Source organism: Microbulbifer maximicatervae (SeqCode) (assembly GCF_052467505.1).
In genome coordinates this window covers 3,610,483-3,626,436 of the sequence record NZ_CP174313.1, presented here as the reverse complement: position 1 = coordinate 3,626,436, position 15,954 = coordinate 3,610,483, and the positions used below count along the sequence as shown (strand labels likewise).

11 protein-coding genes are annotated in these 15,954 nt (G+C 53.1%); 6 read left to right on the top strand and 5 right to left on the bottom strand.

The window, feature by feature from the left end; translation table 11 throughout:
- Window positions 1-18 precede the first annotated feature (18 nt).
- The 3 genes from efp to ACJJIN_RS16055 all read right to left on the bottom strand — a co-directional run bounded on the left by efp (window position 19) and on the right by ACJJIN_RS16055 (window position 2,611).
- Window positions 19-591, bottom strand: coding sequence for an elongation factor P (gene efp, locus ACJJIN_RS16065; RefSeq protein WP_108731510.1), 573 nt, complete (start codon window positions 589-591; stop codon window positions 19-21).
- A gap of 312 nt (window positions 592-903) precedes the next feature.
- Entirely contained in the window at window positions 904-1,698 is a 795-nt protein-coding gene (locus ACJJIN_RS16060) for an aldolase (RefSeq protein ID WP_444895386.1), read from the bottom strand.
- A 202-nt stretch (window positions 1,699-1,900) separates the two neighbouring features.
- A complete protein-coding gene (locus ACJJIN_RS16055) occupies window positions 1,901-2,611 on the bottom strand; it encodes an iron-containing redox enzyme family protein (RefSeq protein ID WP_444895385.1) in 711 nt (236 codons plus the stop codon).
- A gap of 1,016 nt (window positions 2,612-3,627) precedes the next feature.
- Here ACJJIN_RS16055 and epmB point away from each other — a divergent pair.
- Both epmB and ACJJIN_RS16045 read left to right on the top strand, forming a co-directional pair.
- Window positions 3,628-4,668: an EF-P beta-lysylation protein EpmB gene (gene epmB, locus ACJJIN_RS16050; RefSeq protein ID WP_444895384.1), complete on the top strand. Its 1,041-nt coding sequence runs from the start codon at window positions 3,628-3,630 to the stop codon at window positions 4,666-4,668.
- Between the two features lie 375 nt (window positions 4,669-5,043).
- Complete coding sequence (locus ACJJIN_RS16045; RefSeq protein ID WP_444895383.1) at window positions 5,044-7,131, top strand: GGDEF/EAL domain-containing response regulator; 2,088 nt, start codon at window positions 5,044-5,046, stop codon at window positions 7,129-7,131.
- A gap of 68 nt (window positions 7,132-7,199) precedes the next feature.
- Here the strand turns inward: ACJJIN_RS16045 and ACJJIN_RS16040 are convergent, their stop codons facing one another.
- The gene (locus ACJJIN_RS16040) at window positions 7,200-8,861 is read right to left on the bottom strand and encodes an alkaline phosphatase D family protein (RefSeq protein ID WP_444895382.1); all 1,662 of its coding nucleotides are present in this window, start codon (window positions 8,859-8,861) and stop codon (window positions 7,200-7,202) included.
- A 311-nt stretch (window positions 8,862-9,172) separates the two neighbouring features.
- On the opposite strand from ACJJIN_RS16040, the gene ACJJIN_RS16035 reads away from it, so the two are divergent.
- The gene (locus tag ACJJIN_RS16035) at window positions 9,173-11,116 is read left to right on the top strand and encodes a M1 family metallopeptidase (protein WP_444895381.1); all 1,944 of its coding nucleotides are present in this window, start codon (window positions 9,173-9,175) and stop codon (window positions 11,114-11,116) included.
- 426 nt (window positions 11,117-11,542) lie between these two features.
- On the opposite strand, the gene serB is transcribed toward ACJJIN_RS16035, so the two are convergent.
- A complete protein-coding gene (gene serB, locus ACJJIN_RS16030; protein WP_444895380.1) occupies window positions 11,543-12,652 on the bottom strand; it encodes a phosphoserine phosphatase SerB in 1,110 nt (369 codons plus the stop codon).
- Window positions 12,653-12,962: 310 nt separating this feature from the next.
- Between serB and ACJJIN_RS16025 the strand changes: the two genes are divergently transcribed.
- The 3 genes from ACJJIN_RS16025 to ACJJIN_RS16015 all read left to right on the top strand — a co-directional run bounded on the left by ACJJIN_RS16025 (window position 12,963) and on the right by ACJJIN_RS16015 (window position 15,870).
- Window positions 12,963-14,075: a hypothetical protein gene (locus ACJJIN_RS16025; protein ID WP_444895379.1), complete on the top strand. Its 1,113-nt coding sequence runs from the start codon at window positions 12,963-12,965 to the stop codon at window positions 14,073-14,075.
- A 98-nt stretch (window positions 14,076-14,173) separates the two neighbouring features.
- Complete coding sequence (locus ACJJIN_RS16020; protein WP_444895378.1) at window positions 14,174-14,590, top strand: MerR family transcriptional regulator; 417 nt, start codon at window positions 14,174-14,176, stop codon at window positions 14,588-14,590.
- A 110-nt stretch (window positions 14,591-14,700) separates the two neighbouring features.
- Window positions 14,701-15,870 carry an isovaleryl-CoA dehydrogenase gene (locus tag ACJJIN_RS16015; RefSeq protein ID WP_444895377.1) on the top strand — a complete coding sequence of 390 codons (1,170 nt, stop codon included), beginning with the start codon at window positions 14,701-14,703 and terminating at the stop codon, window positions 15,868-15,870.
- Window positions 15,871-15,954: the final 84 nt, after the last annotated feature.

Sequence of the window (15,954 nt, the reverse complement as noted above, 5' to 3'; positions counted from 1 at the left end):
CTCGAGGGGAGGAGGTGCTTAGTCTTCCTTGGCACGGCCCAGGTATTCGGCAGTGCGGGTGTCTACCTTGATGGTTTCACCGATTTCCAGGAACAGAGGAACCTTCACAACGGCGCCGGTAGCCAAAGTGGCCGGCTTGGTGCCGCCCTGGGCGGTGTCTCCGCGCAGGCCCGGATCGGTATCGGTAATTTCCAGGATAACGTGGTTGGGCGGAGTAACTGCCAGCGGTGAGCCGTTGTACAGGGTTACAGTGCAGATATCCTGCTCTTTGAGCCATTTTGAAGCATCGCCCACAGCATCGCTGCTGGCTTGGTGCTGCTCAAAAGTCTCGGGCTCCATGAAATGGTAAAACTCGCCATCGTTGTACAAGTATTCCATTTCGCGATCCATCACATCCGCCGCTTCCAGGCTTTCACCGGAGCGGAAGGTGCGCTCCCATACGCGACCGGTTTTCAGATTGCGAAGCTTCACGCGGTTGAACGCCTGGCCCTTACCAGGTTTGACGAATTCGTTTTCCACGATTGAGCAGGGGTCGCCGTCCAGCATCACCTTGAGGCCGCCCTTGAATTCGTTAGTGGAGTAACTAGCCATAGCAAATAGAGCCCTTTAAGTCATTTATCTATATGATTTTTAACGAGTTTTTTGTTTCTAGCCGATTCCGGCCAAGGCTGGGCTAACGCCCTCCGCTTCCGCCACAAATGGTAGCCGCAGGTAACTCGTCTGGCTGGGGAAAAGAGACTTCACCGCCAGCCCTGCATGATGGAGCGGGATTATACAGGAGGGTGGGAGCTTGAACGAATACCAGAGAGAAATGGAGGGGAGGCGTTCCGGTTGTTATAGCCAAGCTGCAATTATTGCGGCAGCCGGCAGTGCAATGGGCTTTAGCCCATTGCACAAAAGCACTTAACTTAATGGATCGTCCCCGCCGCCATAACCTTTTCTCTGCATGCGGCGCACAAAGTAAGCAAAAGTCGCTTGCGTGCGTTTTTCCTGGAGAATCCAGTCGTGGGCTTCGCGGCCCAGTTCGGGATCAATATCCTGGATGGTGCCGGCTGATTCAGCCAGTATTTGCAGTTTGGCAGCGCGCTCGCACTGAACCGCCATTACACAGGCTTCCTCTACAGAGCGACAGGCCATAATCAGGCCGTGGTGTCCCAGTAGGATTGCGCGCTTGTCCCCAATAGCGGCGGAAATCAGCTCGCCCTCGCTGTTACCCACGGGTACACCCGGCCAGTCTTTGAGGAAGGCAATATCCTCATACAACATGCAGGCGTCCATATGGGAAATCTTTAGCGTGCGTTCCAACATGGAAAGTGCACATACGTGCATGGGGTGGGTATGCACAATACAGTTCACATCGGGGCGTGCCCGGTAGATCCAGGAGTGAAAGCGGTTGGCCGGATTGGCCATGCCCTCTCCGGACAGTACTTCGAGGTCTTCGTTGACCTCCAATAAGTTGGATGAGGTAATTTCATCGAAGCCGAGGCCCAGGCGTTGGGTGTAATAAGTACCGGGTTTTTCCGCGCGGGCGGTAATTTGCCCAGCCAGGCCGGAGTCGTGACCATCGTTAAATAAAATTCGGCAAGTCAGCGCAAGCTTTTCTCTCAGAGACCACTCGGGGGTGCTGAGGTGCTGTTTCATTGCTTCACTGGCTCGCTCAACCAGTTCGTTTTTTGCCAGTGATAGTGTTTCAGCCATTGTTATCTCCAATTCTCACAGCAAGTCATATTAATTCTGCGATATTTAATAAATTTTCCTTTTTTATTTTCTTATCGCAGAATAATTTTTAAAAACCTAACTCAAAATGATTCGATTTCTGTCGAATTTATGTTGGTGGCATTTCCCTATGCCCGTGCTTTCTCCAACAACACCTGTGAGTGGGTTGATAAGTGCTTGCTCATTAAGCTGTAACAGCTTCAACTTTTTTATGTTTAGTGGAGTGGTAGGTGGTTTCAATAGAATCGAAGAATTGTAAGCGGGCCTCTACAAGGTGGCGCCCGGCTTCGAGCATTATGTCCAGTTGGCTGGGATCCTTGGAGCCAATATCTACCATAATATCGCGAATGGTTTCTGCATGGCCGTCATCACATTCAATATGCAGCAGGAAAAATTGCATTTCTGCATCGGTTACGCCGCAAGAACGGAATCCGGCAACAATATCTGTATATAAATCGGGTACCAGAGCTTCGGCTCCCAGGCATAGGGCACCTAATCCTGCACTGGCCCTGAGGTCCCGGCAGTTTTTGAACATGGTATCGATCAGGTGCTGAGTACCTGGTAAAACTTCCGCGTTTTCCAGGGTCAAACCAAAATGCTCGAGGGTTTCGCGATAGATTTCTGCGTGGGGTTTGGGGCTATCTGGTTCCAGGCCCAGCTCTTCCATTAGATTTTCGGCGAGTTCCAGGACTTCGTGGTTACTCGGGAGGTTTGCCATCATTGCACAGAGATATCTAACAAAGAATCCACTGTAGATACCTTGTTGAACCAAAAATATTTTTAATTCGTCCAGCGTAATGGAGCCTTCACGGCAACGCTTCAAGAAAGGATGTGCGCGAGTTTGCTCAATCAGTAGGTCTTTATTGGCTTCAAGCAATTCAAGCTGCATTTCCATTGGGTAATTCCTTTTTGTAATTCTAAACTTACTGTTTGAACACCTTTTAGGTGTTTTATTTATTTCTTGATAGTGCCCGCCTTTGGCGGGGTCGACAAAATGGTTTTCTTTGCCGGCGTTTAAATTAACACCGAATTATCCCTATTGTGAATAAGGGAATTATGAATTTTTTGATATTTGTTGATGGTTTTTGGAAGATGTTTTTTCTAGTGATAAAAATTTTATTAATAAATAATTTTTGCTTTGCTTTATCCTTGTTGGATTTATCAAAGAAAATGTTTTTTGCTCCCTGAATTCACTGTGGAAATGTCGACTGTGTAGATTTTCTTTATTGCAGTGGAGTGTTTTGTGGGGTAGGGGTTTTTATTGGTAGGTAGAGTGAATACTTGCTTCGCCGATAATGAGTCTACTCCTAAATTCAGGTAAAGAAGAGTTAAGGAGCCTCTGAATAACTCCATGATACCTCTGGCATGCAGAGCGGTTCACAATCAAGGCGCGGCTTCGCAGGAATGTCTAGACCTTTCAAGAAGTCGCAACGCGGAGTGTGAATCGCTCTGCAAGCCCTGAAGGGCGGGCCTTGAAGGCCACAGCTGCTGCGTTGCAGCTCTTGCAAAGGGCTACGGCCATTCGCGGCGAGCTGCGCCTAACATCTGCAGCCTTCAAGACCCGCAGAGGCATTACGGAGTTATTCAGAGGCTCCTTAAGGCTCTAGTTGCTTAAAGATACAGTCCAACTATCCGATATTTTTCCACAGAATATTGGTGAAGATTTTTTGATTATGTTTATAGGGTTTCTGCAAAAATTAATTCAGTTTATGTAATTACCCTAGGGAATCGATTTGAGGGTTCAACTAACTCACTAGACAGGGTCTAAAACAGATGCCATTTCTCTGATGGGTCTGTACGAATTCCCATGTCTACCTGGTCACGGCACCCTTCGTGGGGCATCACTGTCAGTGGTGGCGGGAGATTGCAGTGGGGGATCTGATACAATCTCTTATTTTGTAGTGTATCTCCATGATGGCGTCATCATCGGCCCCCGGTATAGAGCTTATCGACACACAGGAATCCCGCTGCTGGCAGGATGAGTTGTCTGATCTGGTCACTGATCCGGCAGAGTTGATTCAATTACTACAGCTAGACCCGCGTAAGCTCCCGAAGGCCTTGCAAGCAGCTTCTGGCTTTTCCCTGCGCGTGCCGCGCCCCTTTGTCCGGCGCATGCGTTGCGGCGATCCCGAAGACCCATTGTTGTTACAGGTTTTACCCGGTGCGGATGAGTTGGAGAGAGTGCCGGGATTTAGTGCAGACCCCCTTGAAGAGGCAGAGGCTAACCCTCTGCCTGGAGTTGTTCACAAATACCACGGGCGCCTACTACTGATCACTGCGGGCCAGTGTGCGGTCAATTGTCGTTACTGTTTCCGACGTGAATTCCCCTACGGCGACAACCACCTAACTCGCAGACAGAGCCTGGCAGCTCTAGACTACATTCGCGCGCGCACTGAGCTGCGCGAAGTGATTTTGAGCGGCGGTGATCCTTTGGTAATGAGTGACCGTCAACTGGCCTGGCTCACCGATGAGCTGGCCAAGATTCCCCATGTAGATAAGCTGCGAATTCACAGCCGCCTCCCGATAGTTGCTCCCAGCCGGGTAAACCAGAAAATGTTGGATTGGTTTACCGGTTCCCGCTTGAAGCCCGTGCTGGTGTTGCACTGCAACCACGCCAATGAAATTGATAGTGAGGTGCGGGAGTCTCTGCAAAAGTTGCGAAGCGCAGGGGTCACCCTGCTCAACCAAGCGGTGCTATTAAAAGGCGTCAATGATAGTCGCGAGGCGCTGGGTGCGTTGAGCGAATCCCTCTTTGCAGCAGGAGTACTTCCGTACTATTTGCATCAGCTGGATCGAGTAAATGGTGCCGCACATTTTGAAGTCTTTGATGCGAAAGCGCTGGAGCTAATCGAACATCTCCGCCAGCAGTTACCCGGTTATCTGGTACCAAAACTGGTGCGTGAAATCCCCGGCGTCCCATCAAAATCCCCGATCTTTGCTGAGAGTTGTTGAAACAGTGCAAAATTACTAGCTCCATTTACCTATTTGGTAGAGGCCTTTACGAGGGGATTGTCGGGTGGGTAAATATCGCCAAATTGATCTAGGCTAATTGTGTGATATCGGTGGCAGATATAGTTGGCGGATCGCCCCATTCAGCAGCTGCTATTTCACTTTATAGCGTTGAAGTTAGGGGCTCTTTAGGTTTGGATAGTTTGATTGGTGGCTTTGGCTTCGCAAATAAAAAAAGGTGGAAGCTTTTAGTGGAGAGTGTTGTGTGATTTAGGTCACAAGTACCAGTTTTATCTGCTCTTGTGCGCGATCCTCTACGCCCCCTAAAATTACCACCAGCGGTAGCTGTGTGCCGCCATTAAAAAAATAGAGCAAATAATGAGTAGCAACGACACAATACGACTTCTCCTGATTCACGATACCCCGTCGGAAGCCCAGCGCCTTGTGAGTATGCTGCACAACGCAGGCCGTCCCAACCGAGCACAGCATGTGGCCAGCGAGGCTGTGTTTAACCGCCTGCTCCAGGATAAAACCTGGGATTTAGTGATCGCGGCTGAAAGCAGTACTCAGGTGCCCCCCTCAGTGGCGTTGCGCACCATCAGCAAGCTGCAAAAAGATGTCCCGGTAATTATGCTGACCGAGCGCACCGGTGCCCAACCCGTGGTGGAAGGTTTGAAGCTCGGAGCCCGCGATGTCGTAGTGGTGGATGAAGACCAGCACCTTCTCTTTGTGATACAGCGGGAGCTGGGGGCGCTCGCCAATCGCCGTCAAGCTCGCCTACACGACAGCCGCTATCACGCGACCCTTAACCGTGCCAAGGAGCTACTCGATAGCTCTAAAGATGCCATCGCTTATATTTCTGATGGCTTGATCGTCTACGCCAATGACTCCCTTGCAGAGCGCTTTGGTTACGACTCTGGCGAGGACATCGAATACCAGCCACTGATTGATATGCTGGCTGAAAGTGAACAGGAAGAGGGGCGTGAATTCCTCAAAAGCTGCGCCATCGACAACAATGAGCTGGAGGCGAAAGAGTGGAAATTTATCGCTAAGACCGCCTCTGGCGAATCTCTACCCACTCGCGCAGAAGTACTCAGCACCACCTACGACGATGAGCGCTGTCTGCAGGTGCGTATTGCCTCGCGCCGGGGGGATACGGAGCAATTGGAAGCGCAGCTCAGCGATATCAAGAACCGCGATTCGCTGACCGGGCTTTTCAACCGTCAGCACTTCCTGCAGGTACTGGATTCCAGCATCAAATCTGCAGCGGACTCCCACAATACTGGCGGTCTGATGCTGATAGAAGTGGATCGCTTTGAAGATGAAGTGTTGAAAGTTGTTGGGGTGGCCGGCGCCGACGCCCTGCAAAAAGGTATGGCGGAATTACTCAAATCCTGTCAACGCAGTGGCGATACCCTGGCCCGGTACAGTGAAGATGCTTTCTGCCTGCTCAGCCCGAATACAACTCCGGACAGCATTGAGCAACGCGCGCAGGATATATTGAAGAAGATTTCCGACACCATTTTCGATGCGGATGGCAAAACCCTGCAAATTACCGCCTCTATTGGTATTTCCCTGATGAGTGAGGCCTCCAGCGGTGCGCAACAGGTGCTGGACCAAGCGCTATCTGCTCACAAGCAGGCTCAGGGTGAAGAAAAGAAAGGTGGGAATTTTGCGCTCTACGAGCCGGATACTGAAGGTGGCGCCGATGCCGATACCTATCACCGTGCACGAGTGGTTCAGGCGCTGGAGGCCGGCAGCCTGAAGCTGCTCTATCAGCCAATTCTCAGTTTGCAGGGAACTGGTGAGCAACTGTACGAAGTATTGGTGCGTATGCTCGATGACAAGGAAGAGCTGGCGCCGCTGGCCTTCCTGCAGGAACTCGGCGATGCGGGCCTGTCGGCGAAAATGGATCGCTGGGTAATTATTACCGCGATCAAGGCCGCCGCAGCCGCCAGGGCTGAGGGCAAGAATATTTCTTTGGTGCTGCATATCACCACTGCTTCACTGGTGGACAGCAGCTTACCCGGCTGGCTGGGGGTTGCCTTCAAAGCTGCCAAGGTTGCGCCGGGAACGGTGATCTTCCAGTTGCGTCAGGAGGATATCAACAGCAACCTGCACGCGGCCCGGGACTTTACCACTCAGGTCCAGCAATTGGGTTGTCGCGTTTCGGTCTGTCATTTCGGCACCGGACTCAATCCGTTCAAGGCTCTTGAGCATGTGAAAGTGGATATCGCCAAGATCGATCCCTCCTTCGTGCGCGAGGTCCAGGATGAAGGCGAGAGCAGTGACTCCCTGGCAGGATTGGTACAGCGCTTGGGTGAGGCGGATACCAAGGTGATAGTGCCCCATATTGAGCAGGCCAGTATGCTGCCGACTTTGTGGCAGACCGGTACTGATTATATTCAGGGGTACTATGTGCAGGCGCCGGCGGAGGATATGAACTTCGATTTCAGTCTCGAATAATTTCTCTCTGTAAGCTTTTAAAAAACCGCACCGCCTTAACAGGGGTGCGGTTTTTTATTGCCTGCAAATCAGACGTTGTAGCGGCTGCGAAGGGCGGCGATGGTATTGCGCGCTAGGGCGCCGTACTGCGGTGCCGGTGCCGGTACCAACTCATCAGCTGTGCTTTCACTCCAGGCACGCTGGATATGGTTCTGCCCCGCTTCCTGCTTATAAATCCTTGCCAGGCTGGCGTTGTAATTCTGACTGGTGACTGTATCCACGTGATACCAGTGGGCCTTGGCGCGGGAGTGGGAAACATCCATTAACAGGTAACCGCGCTGGGTGATCTCCACCCACTTGAGGTGTGGTATTAACCCGTCCATAGCAATCGCTGCAATATCCGTCAGGTGGGATTTGTCCAGGAAGCTGGAGGTTACTCCGGGAGTGACAAACTCACCGCCGAGGGCACCGCGTCCGGTCAGGCGCCCGTATTTCAAGATGCTGAAAGGATTGCTGGCCAGGTCCCAGGCCCAGGAGCTGTGGATATCTCCAGTGAGGACGACAAAATTGTCGATATTATTGTCGGCAATGTGGTCGAACAGACGCTCGCGGGATGCGGTGTAACCATCCCACTGGTCCATATTCACAGACAAATCCCGAGCCAGGGTGAGTTGCGCCATCATTACCTGTTGCCCCAATACCCGCCAGCGCACGCCATCCGACTGGGACTGGGTCAGGCTGTTGTGCAGCCATTGTTCCTGCTGGGTACCAAGGATGCTGCGCTCCGGGTCGTCGGCGGTCTGCTGATCGAACCAGTTGGCCTGCTCGGAGCGCGCGGCGATGCGGGTATCCAGCATCATCAGGTCCATCAGGTTGCCGAAACGGAAGCTGCGGTAGATGGCCCTGTCACCAAATAGATCAAAGATGCCGTTATCGCGGATGGGCATCCACTCGAAGTAGGCCTGGTTGGCTACCGAGCGGCGTACAAACCAGTCGCCCTCGCCATCTTGGACATTGTGGTTCTCAGCACCGCCAGCCCATGCGTTGTTAGTGGTTTCATGGTCGTCCCAGACACAGATAAATGGGTGTTGGCGGTGTACCTCCTGTAAATCCGGGTCGGAGCGGTACTGGGCGTAGCGCAGGCGGTAATCCTGGATATCCACCATTTCCTTGGCGGGGATTGGCTCTCGCCCCAGGCCCGTGCCGGTACCGTAGCCACCGGGTCCGTACTCGTAAATGTAATCTCCCAGGTGCAGTACCACATCCAGGTCTGCACGCAGGGCAATTTCCCGGTAAACATTGAAATAACCCATGGGATAGTTGGAGCAGCTGGTCACCGCGAAGCGCAGCTTATCCACATGGCCGATGGGCAGTGTGCGAGTGCGGCCTATGGGCGAGTCGATACCGTTAGAGTAGAAGCGGTAGTAGTAACTGGTGCCGGGTTGCAGACCGCTGGCATCCACTTTGATGGTGTAGTCCACATTAGGCCCGGTAATACCGCTGCCGCTATTGACCACCATGGCCATTTCCGGGTCCAGAGCGACCTGCCAGGTGTAGGGCACCATGGATTGGAATTCTGGATCGGCGGACGGAGTGATACGGGTCCAGAGAATTACGCGATCTGCCAGGGGGTCACCGCTGGCTACGCCGTGCTGGAAGGGCTCTTGGCCGGAACCGTAGGCTTTCAGTAGGGGCAGGGCCGCCAGGCTTGCGCCGGAAAATTGTAGAAACCGCCTCCGGGACAGAGACATGGGGTTCTCCTTATAGTGCTTGTTATAAAAGAGCCGCAGTCTGAATCTGGAAAGTGAACGATGTATTAATTCCCGGTCAGTATTTTTCTTCCCTCGCTGCTATTAGTCATGAAATTCGTCCTAAGGCGACGAAACTGAGACATTAATCTGGTTTATTGGCAAAACGCGGCATGACCGTCGGTACCCGTGGCTCGAGCGGGTGATCAGTGAGCCCCCTTACGGCGGGTGCAGAGTCCCCTGTCGTTTCTCATCTGCGCTCTGTCAGGTATCCTGTGGCGCAAATTGAAAAGCTGAACTCAGGGAGTAGACCCATGTTGCCCCGTTTACTGTGTACCAGTCTGATCGTTGGCGGCCTTGCCGTTGCCGGTGGCTGTTCCAAGTCGGAGCCTTCCAAGGCCGAAGTAGACAGTGCGAGCGCGCCGATGAAGGCGTCCGCTGTGATCGAGAAGAAGCCGGGTGTTGAAAAAGCGCCCCAGTCCGGAGTGGATTACCACTCTTTTGCCAACAGCAATGATTACCAGGTGCAACACCTGGATCTGGACCTGACTGTCGACTTCTCCCGCAAGGTTCTTGAAGGTGAAGCCAAGTTGGACTTCAAGCGTCTCAACGACAAGAACCTGCCGATGGTACTGGATACCCGCGAACTGGAAGTGGTTTCTGTATCCGCTAATGGCGCGCCAGTAAAATTCTCCATGGGCGAGAAAGACAGTCACCTGGGCACTCCGCTGAATATTGAGCTGCCGGAAGATGCCGACAGCATTACTATCCGCTACCGTACAGCGCCGGGCGCCTCCGGCGTTCAGTGGCTGGAGCCTCAGCAGACTGCGGGTAAAAAGCATCCGTTCCTGTTTACCCAGGCCCAGGCGATTCACGCGCGCAGCTTTATTCCGCTGCAGGACTCCCCGAAAGTTCGTATCACTTACAATGCCACTGTACGCACCCCGAAAGAGTTGCGCGCAGTCATGAGTGCGAACAATGACCCGCAGGCGGCCAAAGATGGCGTCTACGAGTTTGAAATGCCCCAGCGCATACCCTCCTACCTGATTGCCCTGGCGGTTGGCGACCTGCAGTTCAAGCCCATGGGTGAGCGCACCGGTGTCTACGCCGAGCCCTCCATGCTGGAATCTGCAGCGGCGGAGTTTGCCGATACCGAATCCATGCTGGAAGTGACCGAAAAGGCGTATGGTCCCTATCACTGGGATCGTTACGACCTGCTGATTCTGCCACCCAGCTTCCCCTTCGGTGGTATGGAAAACCCGCGCCTTAGCTTTATCACTCCGACGGTAATCGCCGGCGATAAGAGCCTGGTAGCCCTGATTGCCCACGAACTGGCCCACTCCTGGTCCGGTAACCTGGTGACCAATGCCAGCTGGCGCGACCTTTGGCTGAATGAAGGTTTCACCACCTACCTGACTAACCGCATCATGCAGTTCGTCTACGGTGATGAGCGCTACCAGATGGAAATGGCCCTGGGCTATGACGATCTGCAAGCGGATCTGGCTGATAGAGAGCCCCGCGATGAGATTATGGCGATCGACCTGCGCGGACGTGACCCCGATGAAGTTTTCTCCAATATTCCCTACGAGAAAGGCTCCCTATTCCTGTATGAGCTGGAGCAGAAAGTAGGTCGCGAAGCGTTTGACCGCTTCCTGATGGAGTACTTCAACCACTTCTCCTTCCAGAGCATCACTACCGAGGATTTCGTCAAGTATCTCGACAAGACCCTGTTGGTTGAGCACGCCGACAAGCTGGACCGCGATCGCATTCTTCAGTGGATCTTCGATCCGGGTATTCCCGAAGGTGCGCCGCATCCGAAGTCCGATGCCTTCACTAAATTGGATCCAGTGCGTCAACAGTGGTTGGACGGCAAACTGGCGGCGAAGGATATCGATACCAAAGGCTGGACTTTCCACCAGTGGAAGTACTTCCTCGATGGTATGCCGGAAAAACTGACGGAAGCTCAGTTGAAGGAATTGGACGGCGCCTTTGGCCTGACCGAATCCCGCAATAACGAGGTGGCTTTCAGCTGGCTGATGATCGCAGTGCGCAACGACTACGAGCCGGCCTTCGAGCGCCTTGAGAATTTCCTCACCAGTATCGGCCGCAACAAGTTCCTGCGCCCGCTATATCGCAATATGGTTGAGACCGGTAAAAAAGACGTGGCTGCACGCATTTTTGAGCGCGCCAAGGTGGGTTATCACCCGCTGACGGTAAAAGTAAATAGCCTGGTTATTTACGGTAAAAAAGAGAGTTAATCGCTCTCTTTTCCCAGTTGTCGCAATTCCTATAGGTCAATATGAGAGTTGCGACAACTCTACCCTTTCTTTTCCTTTCCACTTTGGCTAATGCTAAAGTTTGCTCCACAAAATATTTTTTATGGGCATTCTTTCAGTTTGTTTTTATGGCTAAGTGAACTGGTACGATAGCGTGATTAATACGCCAGATTTCTGGCATAAAAATCATTAAACGGCTGTTCAAATGGATTGCCTTTGCGTACTCTGCTGCCCAGAGATTTTACTCAGGAAGGGAGGCACCTATGTATAAACGGGCTTTACTAATAGTTGTCCTGGGGCTTTTTCTTGCCAGTTGTGGGCAGAAACCCGGGCCCAGTGCTTGCACGGATCACAACAAGCGGCCGAGTTTCCCTTTTCCTCACGCGATGCTTTAAGAGCTAAGCCGGGTTATACCCCGAGCTTGGCAATTTGTTGGTCATTGAGACCAAATAAGTAGAGGGCGGCGTCCAGGCCAAACAGATTGATGGCCTGGGGGGCCTGTAGCCTCACCTTGGGCTTGGGGTGAATGGCGATACCCATTTCCCCTAAATTCAACATGGGAATATCGTTGGCGCCGTCACCCATAGCGACCACACTTTCCAGTGCCAAATCTAAGCTTCCGGCAATTTCCTGCAGTAACTTGCGTTTGCGATCGCCATCAATAATGGGTTCCACTACTTCTCCGGTGAGGACCCCTTCGGCAAATGTCAGTTCATTGGCATGGATATAATCCAGGGGCAGGCGCTCTCGCTGCAGGAATTTCGCGAAGTAGGTAAAGCCGCCGGAAAGCAGTGCCGTTTTGCAGCCCAGTGCGTGCAAGGCTGCCAGTAACTCATAGGCCCCTTCTTTTAACGGCAATTCCCGGGCAATTTCTGCCAAACGCTGCTCGGAAAAACCTTTTAGCAGGGCCATACGCCGCTTAAAGCTCTCGCAGAAATCTATGTCCCCTGCCATGGCAGATTGGGTGATGGCGGCAACCTGATCACCGATACCAGTAATTTTTGCCAGCTCGTCAATGACTTCAGCATCAATCAGGGTTGAATCCATATCAAAGCCCGCCAGCTTTGGCACTCTCTGGGTAACAGAAGCCTGGATTGTTAGGTCTACTCCCAACTCATCGGCCACTCCAAGGCAGGCCAGGCGCGCGCTGTCAAAATCGAGGTCGCCATCAATTTGGAAGCGGATAACGGTGCGATCGCGTCTTTGTGCCAAAGTATCAGCGGCGAATAGGCTCCACTGTTGTTCATCAAAAAATCGCAGAAGGTATTGGAGTTGGGATAGGGAGGCAGAGGGGCTCAGCAGGGTGATACACCAAATGGCTTCAAGTGCACTCGGTTCTTCGGGGGGCGGGGTAAAGTCCGTAGCCTCACCGGGAAAAGGGGCTACACCGGAATACTCCAGGCCGAGCTTGGCGACTTGATCTCGATAGCTCAGGTAGCGCAGGGTGCCACTTCCTGGAGCCTGGGAAATCTGTTTCAGGGAGAGGTGGAATTCCTGTGAATTTATTTGATCACCCATAAGCTCTGTCCCGATTGAATTAAATGTCCGGCGCATTATAGCTCTTATGAGATTCTTCGCTAAAATTGCCGGGCTTTAATTTCATTGATTGCCGGTCAGCAGGGTTTTTAATGGGCTCAGTTCGAATGGGGAGTAAAATTCCTTTTCGAATTGTGCGAGTTGAATTGAACTATTTCGCCGTCTGCTTTACCAATCGCTCAGGAATTAATTGGGTATGCACAATTTTGGTGCCTACCGTTAAAATGCTCGCTGCTCCAAAACAGCTGGGGCAATAGTAAAAAAACAATACGCAAGATGTCTGCCGCCGTTTATGTCAGTTTCCATTGTATCTATTCTTCGCAAAATACCGGCTCAATTAGCACAGTTGTCCAAACGCGCCCGCCAGCGTTTATTGGCACTGGTTATCTGGCTAACACTGGCAATATTCTGTGCGGCGGCACTGGGGCATTTTTATGGTCAGCAGCGCACCGGCCAGATAGAGCGAGACAGAGTTACCGCGAAGGCGGCAGCAACTATTCTCGCGGGGCAGAGCCTGGAGAGTATTGTGGCCGGGGATCGTATCAGCTTACAGCTGATCGCTCGCCAACTGCTGGAGCTTCCAATGGTTTCTGGCATTTTAATTGAGGATGTGGAATCGAATTCCCTGGCCGAAGTGGGGGACCTGAAAGAGGGGGAGACGATCACCGAGCCAGTGGTCCTGCACGATAGTATTGCCGGCAATATTACCGTAGCGTTTGAGCCCGGTAATTCCGTTACCTTCCCTTGGGCCAGCTTGTTGCTGACCCTCGTTTTTGCCCTGCCATTTAGTGCAGCTGCGGCCCTGCTTACCGGTAGCTTGTCCCGGGAGCGCAAATTGCCCGCACAAGTTACTGAGTCTGCTCAAGCTGTAGCTGAAGTTACCGAGCCCAGCGTTGGGCTTTATCTTCGCCCCCTCAACTGGGCGCAGTTGGGCAACCAGTTAAGTCGCAGCGCCCTGGAGGGTTTGCAGCGGGAGCTAGATGGACGTATGCGTTTGCTGCAGCGCATATACGGTGCCACCCCCCTGAGTTGCGCTGGGCCACAGATCGGCCTGGATTTCTCTGGAACTGATGCGGCCTTCCGCGCAGTCTGCTGTGGTTTATTGCTGCGGGAGATGCAGAGCGTTAGCCGTGCGACCGGTTTGAAGCTGGCTCTGGCGGTAGTCCCATCCCAGCCACAGAGTCCGGATTTCTGTGCCGATCAGCTACTCAACCAGTCCCGCGGCTTGTTTTTGCACCCGGAACTTCTTGAAGACAGTTCCCTGGTGGGGCGAATTGAGCACCACGGTGCCGGTTGGGCATTGGAGGTGACTGGCCTAACCCCTTCCTATCAAAAACTTCTCAACAATCAGCTACAACAGCTGCTCGGCGCTGAGTCTACTCCCCACAGGACCCCCGTGGGCTAAGTGACTGGAAGTGCCTTAGGGTTCTTTTTTGGCGCGTGCTTTACGTTTACGTTAACGTAAACTCTTGCTAGGCTTGATGGCATCTTGAGGAAGTCGTTATGAAAGCAGAAGCAAGCCAAATGGAGCCCCATAATTACAGCATTTCCGAGCTGGCGCGGGAGTTCGATATCACTACTCGCGCCATCCGCTTCTATGAGGACAAGGGCCTGCTCAATCCGGAGCGTCGCGGCCAGACCCGCGTCTATAGTCCCGAAGAGCGTGTGCGCCTAAAGCTGATCCTGCGCGGAAAGCGGCTGGGATTCTCCCTGGATGAGAGCCGTGAAATTATCGATATGTACGACCCGGCCCACGGCAATGTGGAGCAGTTGCACCGTCTATTGGAGCGCATCGCGCAAAAGCGTCTGCAGTTACAACAGCAACTGCGGGATATCGAAAGCCTGATGGAAGAGTTGGATGAAGCTGAATCCAGGGCCCGTGAGTCCCTGGCGCAAAGCGATGACAGCAGCGTTTCCTAAACAGATTTCGGCACTGTGCCAAGAGTGACGCAGTTGCCTCATGTGGTATTGAACAGCCGCCAAGGCGGTTATTTGAATTAAAGACATTTTTAAATATCAATGGAGCCGTTATGAACACCTCCTACCCAACCCTGAATTTCGGTCTCGGTGAAGACATCGATATGCTCCGTGACATGGTTTACAAGTTCTGCCAGGCGGAGCTGGCCCCACGCGCGGCGCAGATCGATGAAGACAACCTGTTCCCAGCGGATATGTGGAAAAAGTTTGGCGAGCTGGGTCTGCTGGGCATGACCGTGGAGGAGGAGTTCGGCGGTTCCAATATGGGTTACCTGGCACACGCTGTGGCCATGGAAGAGATTTCCCGCGCCTCTGCTTCTGTGGGCTTGTCCTATGGTGCCCACTCCAACCTGTGCGTAAACCAGATCCGTAAAAATGGTACCCGCGAGCAGAAGCTCAAGTACCTGCCCAAGCTCTGTTCCGGTGAACATGTAGGCGCCTTGGCCATGAGTGAGCCCAACTCCGGTTCCGACGTGGTAAGTCTGCAACTGCGCGCCGAGAAGCGCGGTGATCGCTTTGTTTTGAACGGCAATAAAATGTGGATCACCAACGGTCCCGATGCCGATACCTATGTGATCTACGCTCGCACTGAGCCGGGCATCAGCTCCGGTGGTATCACTGCGTTTATTGTTGAGCGCGGCTTTGCCGGTTTCTCCCAGGCGCAGAAACTCGACAAGCTGGGCATGCGCGGTTCCAACACCTGTGAGCTGGTGTTCGAAGACTGTGAAGTGCCGGAAGAAAATATCCTCGGTGAACTGAACGGCGGTGTACGCGTATTGATGAGCGGTCTCGACTACGAGCGCACGATTCTCTCTGGAGGCCCTGTCGGAATTATGCAGGCCTGCCTGGATGTGGTGGTTCCCTATATTCACGAGCGCAAGCAGTTCGGCAAGGCCATCGGTGAGTTCCAGCTGATGCAGGGCAAGATCGCCGATATGTACGCTGACCTGAATGCCAGCCGCTCTTACCTGTACGCTGTGGCCCGGGCTTGTGATCGCGGTGAGGACTCGCGCAAGGACGCCGCCGCTGTAATCCTGTTTACTGCGGAGCGCGCAACACAGATGGCCCTGCAGGCTATCCAGACACTGGGAGGCAATGGCTACATCAACGAGTACGCCACTGGTCGTCTGCTGCGCGATGCCAAGCTCTACGAAATCGGCGCGGGTACTTCTGAAGTGCGCCGTATGCTGATTGGTCGCGAGCTGTTTAAAGAGACCCGCTAAGGCTGGGCATTTCTTCTCGCCGCCGGCGCCTGCCGGCGGCAGCTGTCTCCAGCCGGGCACTGCGGCAATAAGCTGCGCCCTGTG

Coding starts and splice junctions, on each gene's coding strand:
- ACJJIN_RS16020 (WP_444895378.1), top strand. CDS start 14,174: ATGAAAGCAGAAGCAAGCCAAATGGAGCCCCATAATTACAGCATTTCC.
- ACJJIN_RS16015 (WP_444895377.1), top strand. CDS start 14,701: ATGAACACCTCCTACCCAACCCTGAATTTCGGTCTCGGTGAAGACATC.
- serB (WP_444895380.1), bottom strand. CDS start 12,652: ATGGGTGATCAAATAAATTCACAGGAATTCCACCTCTCCCTGAAACAG.
- ACJJIN_RS16035 (WP_444895381.1), top strand. CDS start 9,173: ATGTTGCCCCGTTTACTGTGTACCAGTCTGATCGTTGGCGGCCTTGCC.
- ACJJIN_RS16045 (WP_444895383.1), top strand. CDS start 5,044: ATGAGTAGCAACGACACAATACGACTTCTCCTGATTCACGATACCCCG.
- ACJJIN_RS16055 (WP_444895385.1), bottom strand. CDS start 2,611: ATGGAAATGCAGCTTGAATTGCTTGAAGCCAATAAAGACCTACTGATT.
- ACJJIN_RS16040 (WP_444895382.1), bottom strand. CDS start 8,861: ATGTCTCTGTCCCGGAGGCGGTTTCTACAATTTTCCGGCGCAAGCCTG.
- ACJJIN_RS16060 (WP_444895386.1), bottom strand. CDS start 1,698: ATGGCTGAAACACTATCACTGGCAAAAAACGAACTGGTTGAGCGAGCC.
- efp (WP_108731510.1), bottom strand. CDS start 591: ATGGCTAGTTACTCCACTAACGAATTCAAGGGCGGCCTCAAGGTGATG.
- ACJJIN_RS16025 (WP_444895379.1), top strand. CDS start 12,963: ATGTCAGTTTCCATTGTATCTATTCTTCGCAAAATACCGGCTCAATTA.
- epmB (WP_444895384.1), top strand. CDS start 3,628: ATGATGGCGTCATCATCGGCCCCCGGTATAGAGCTTATCGACACACAG.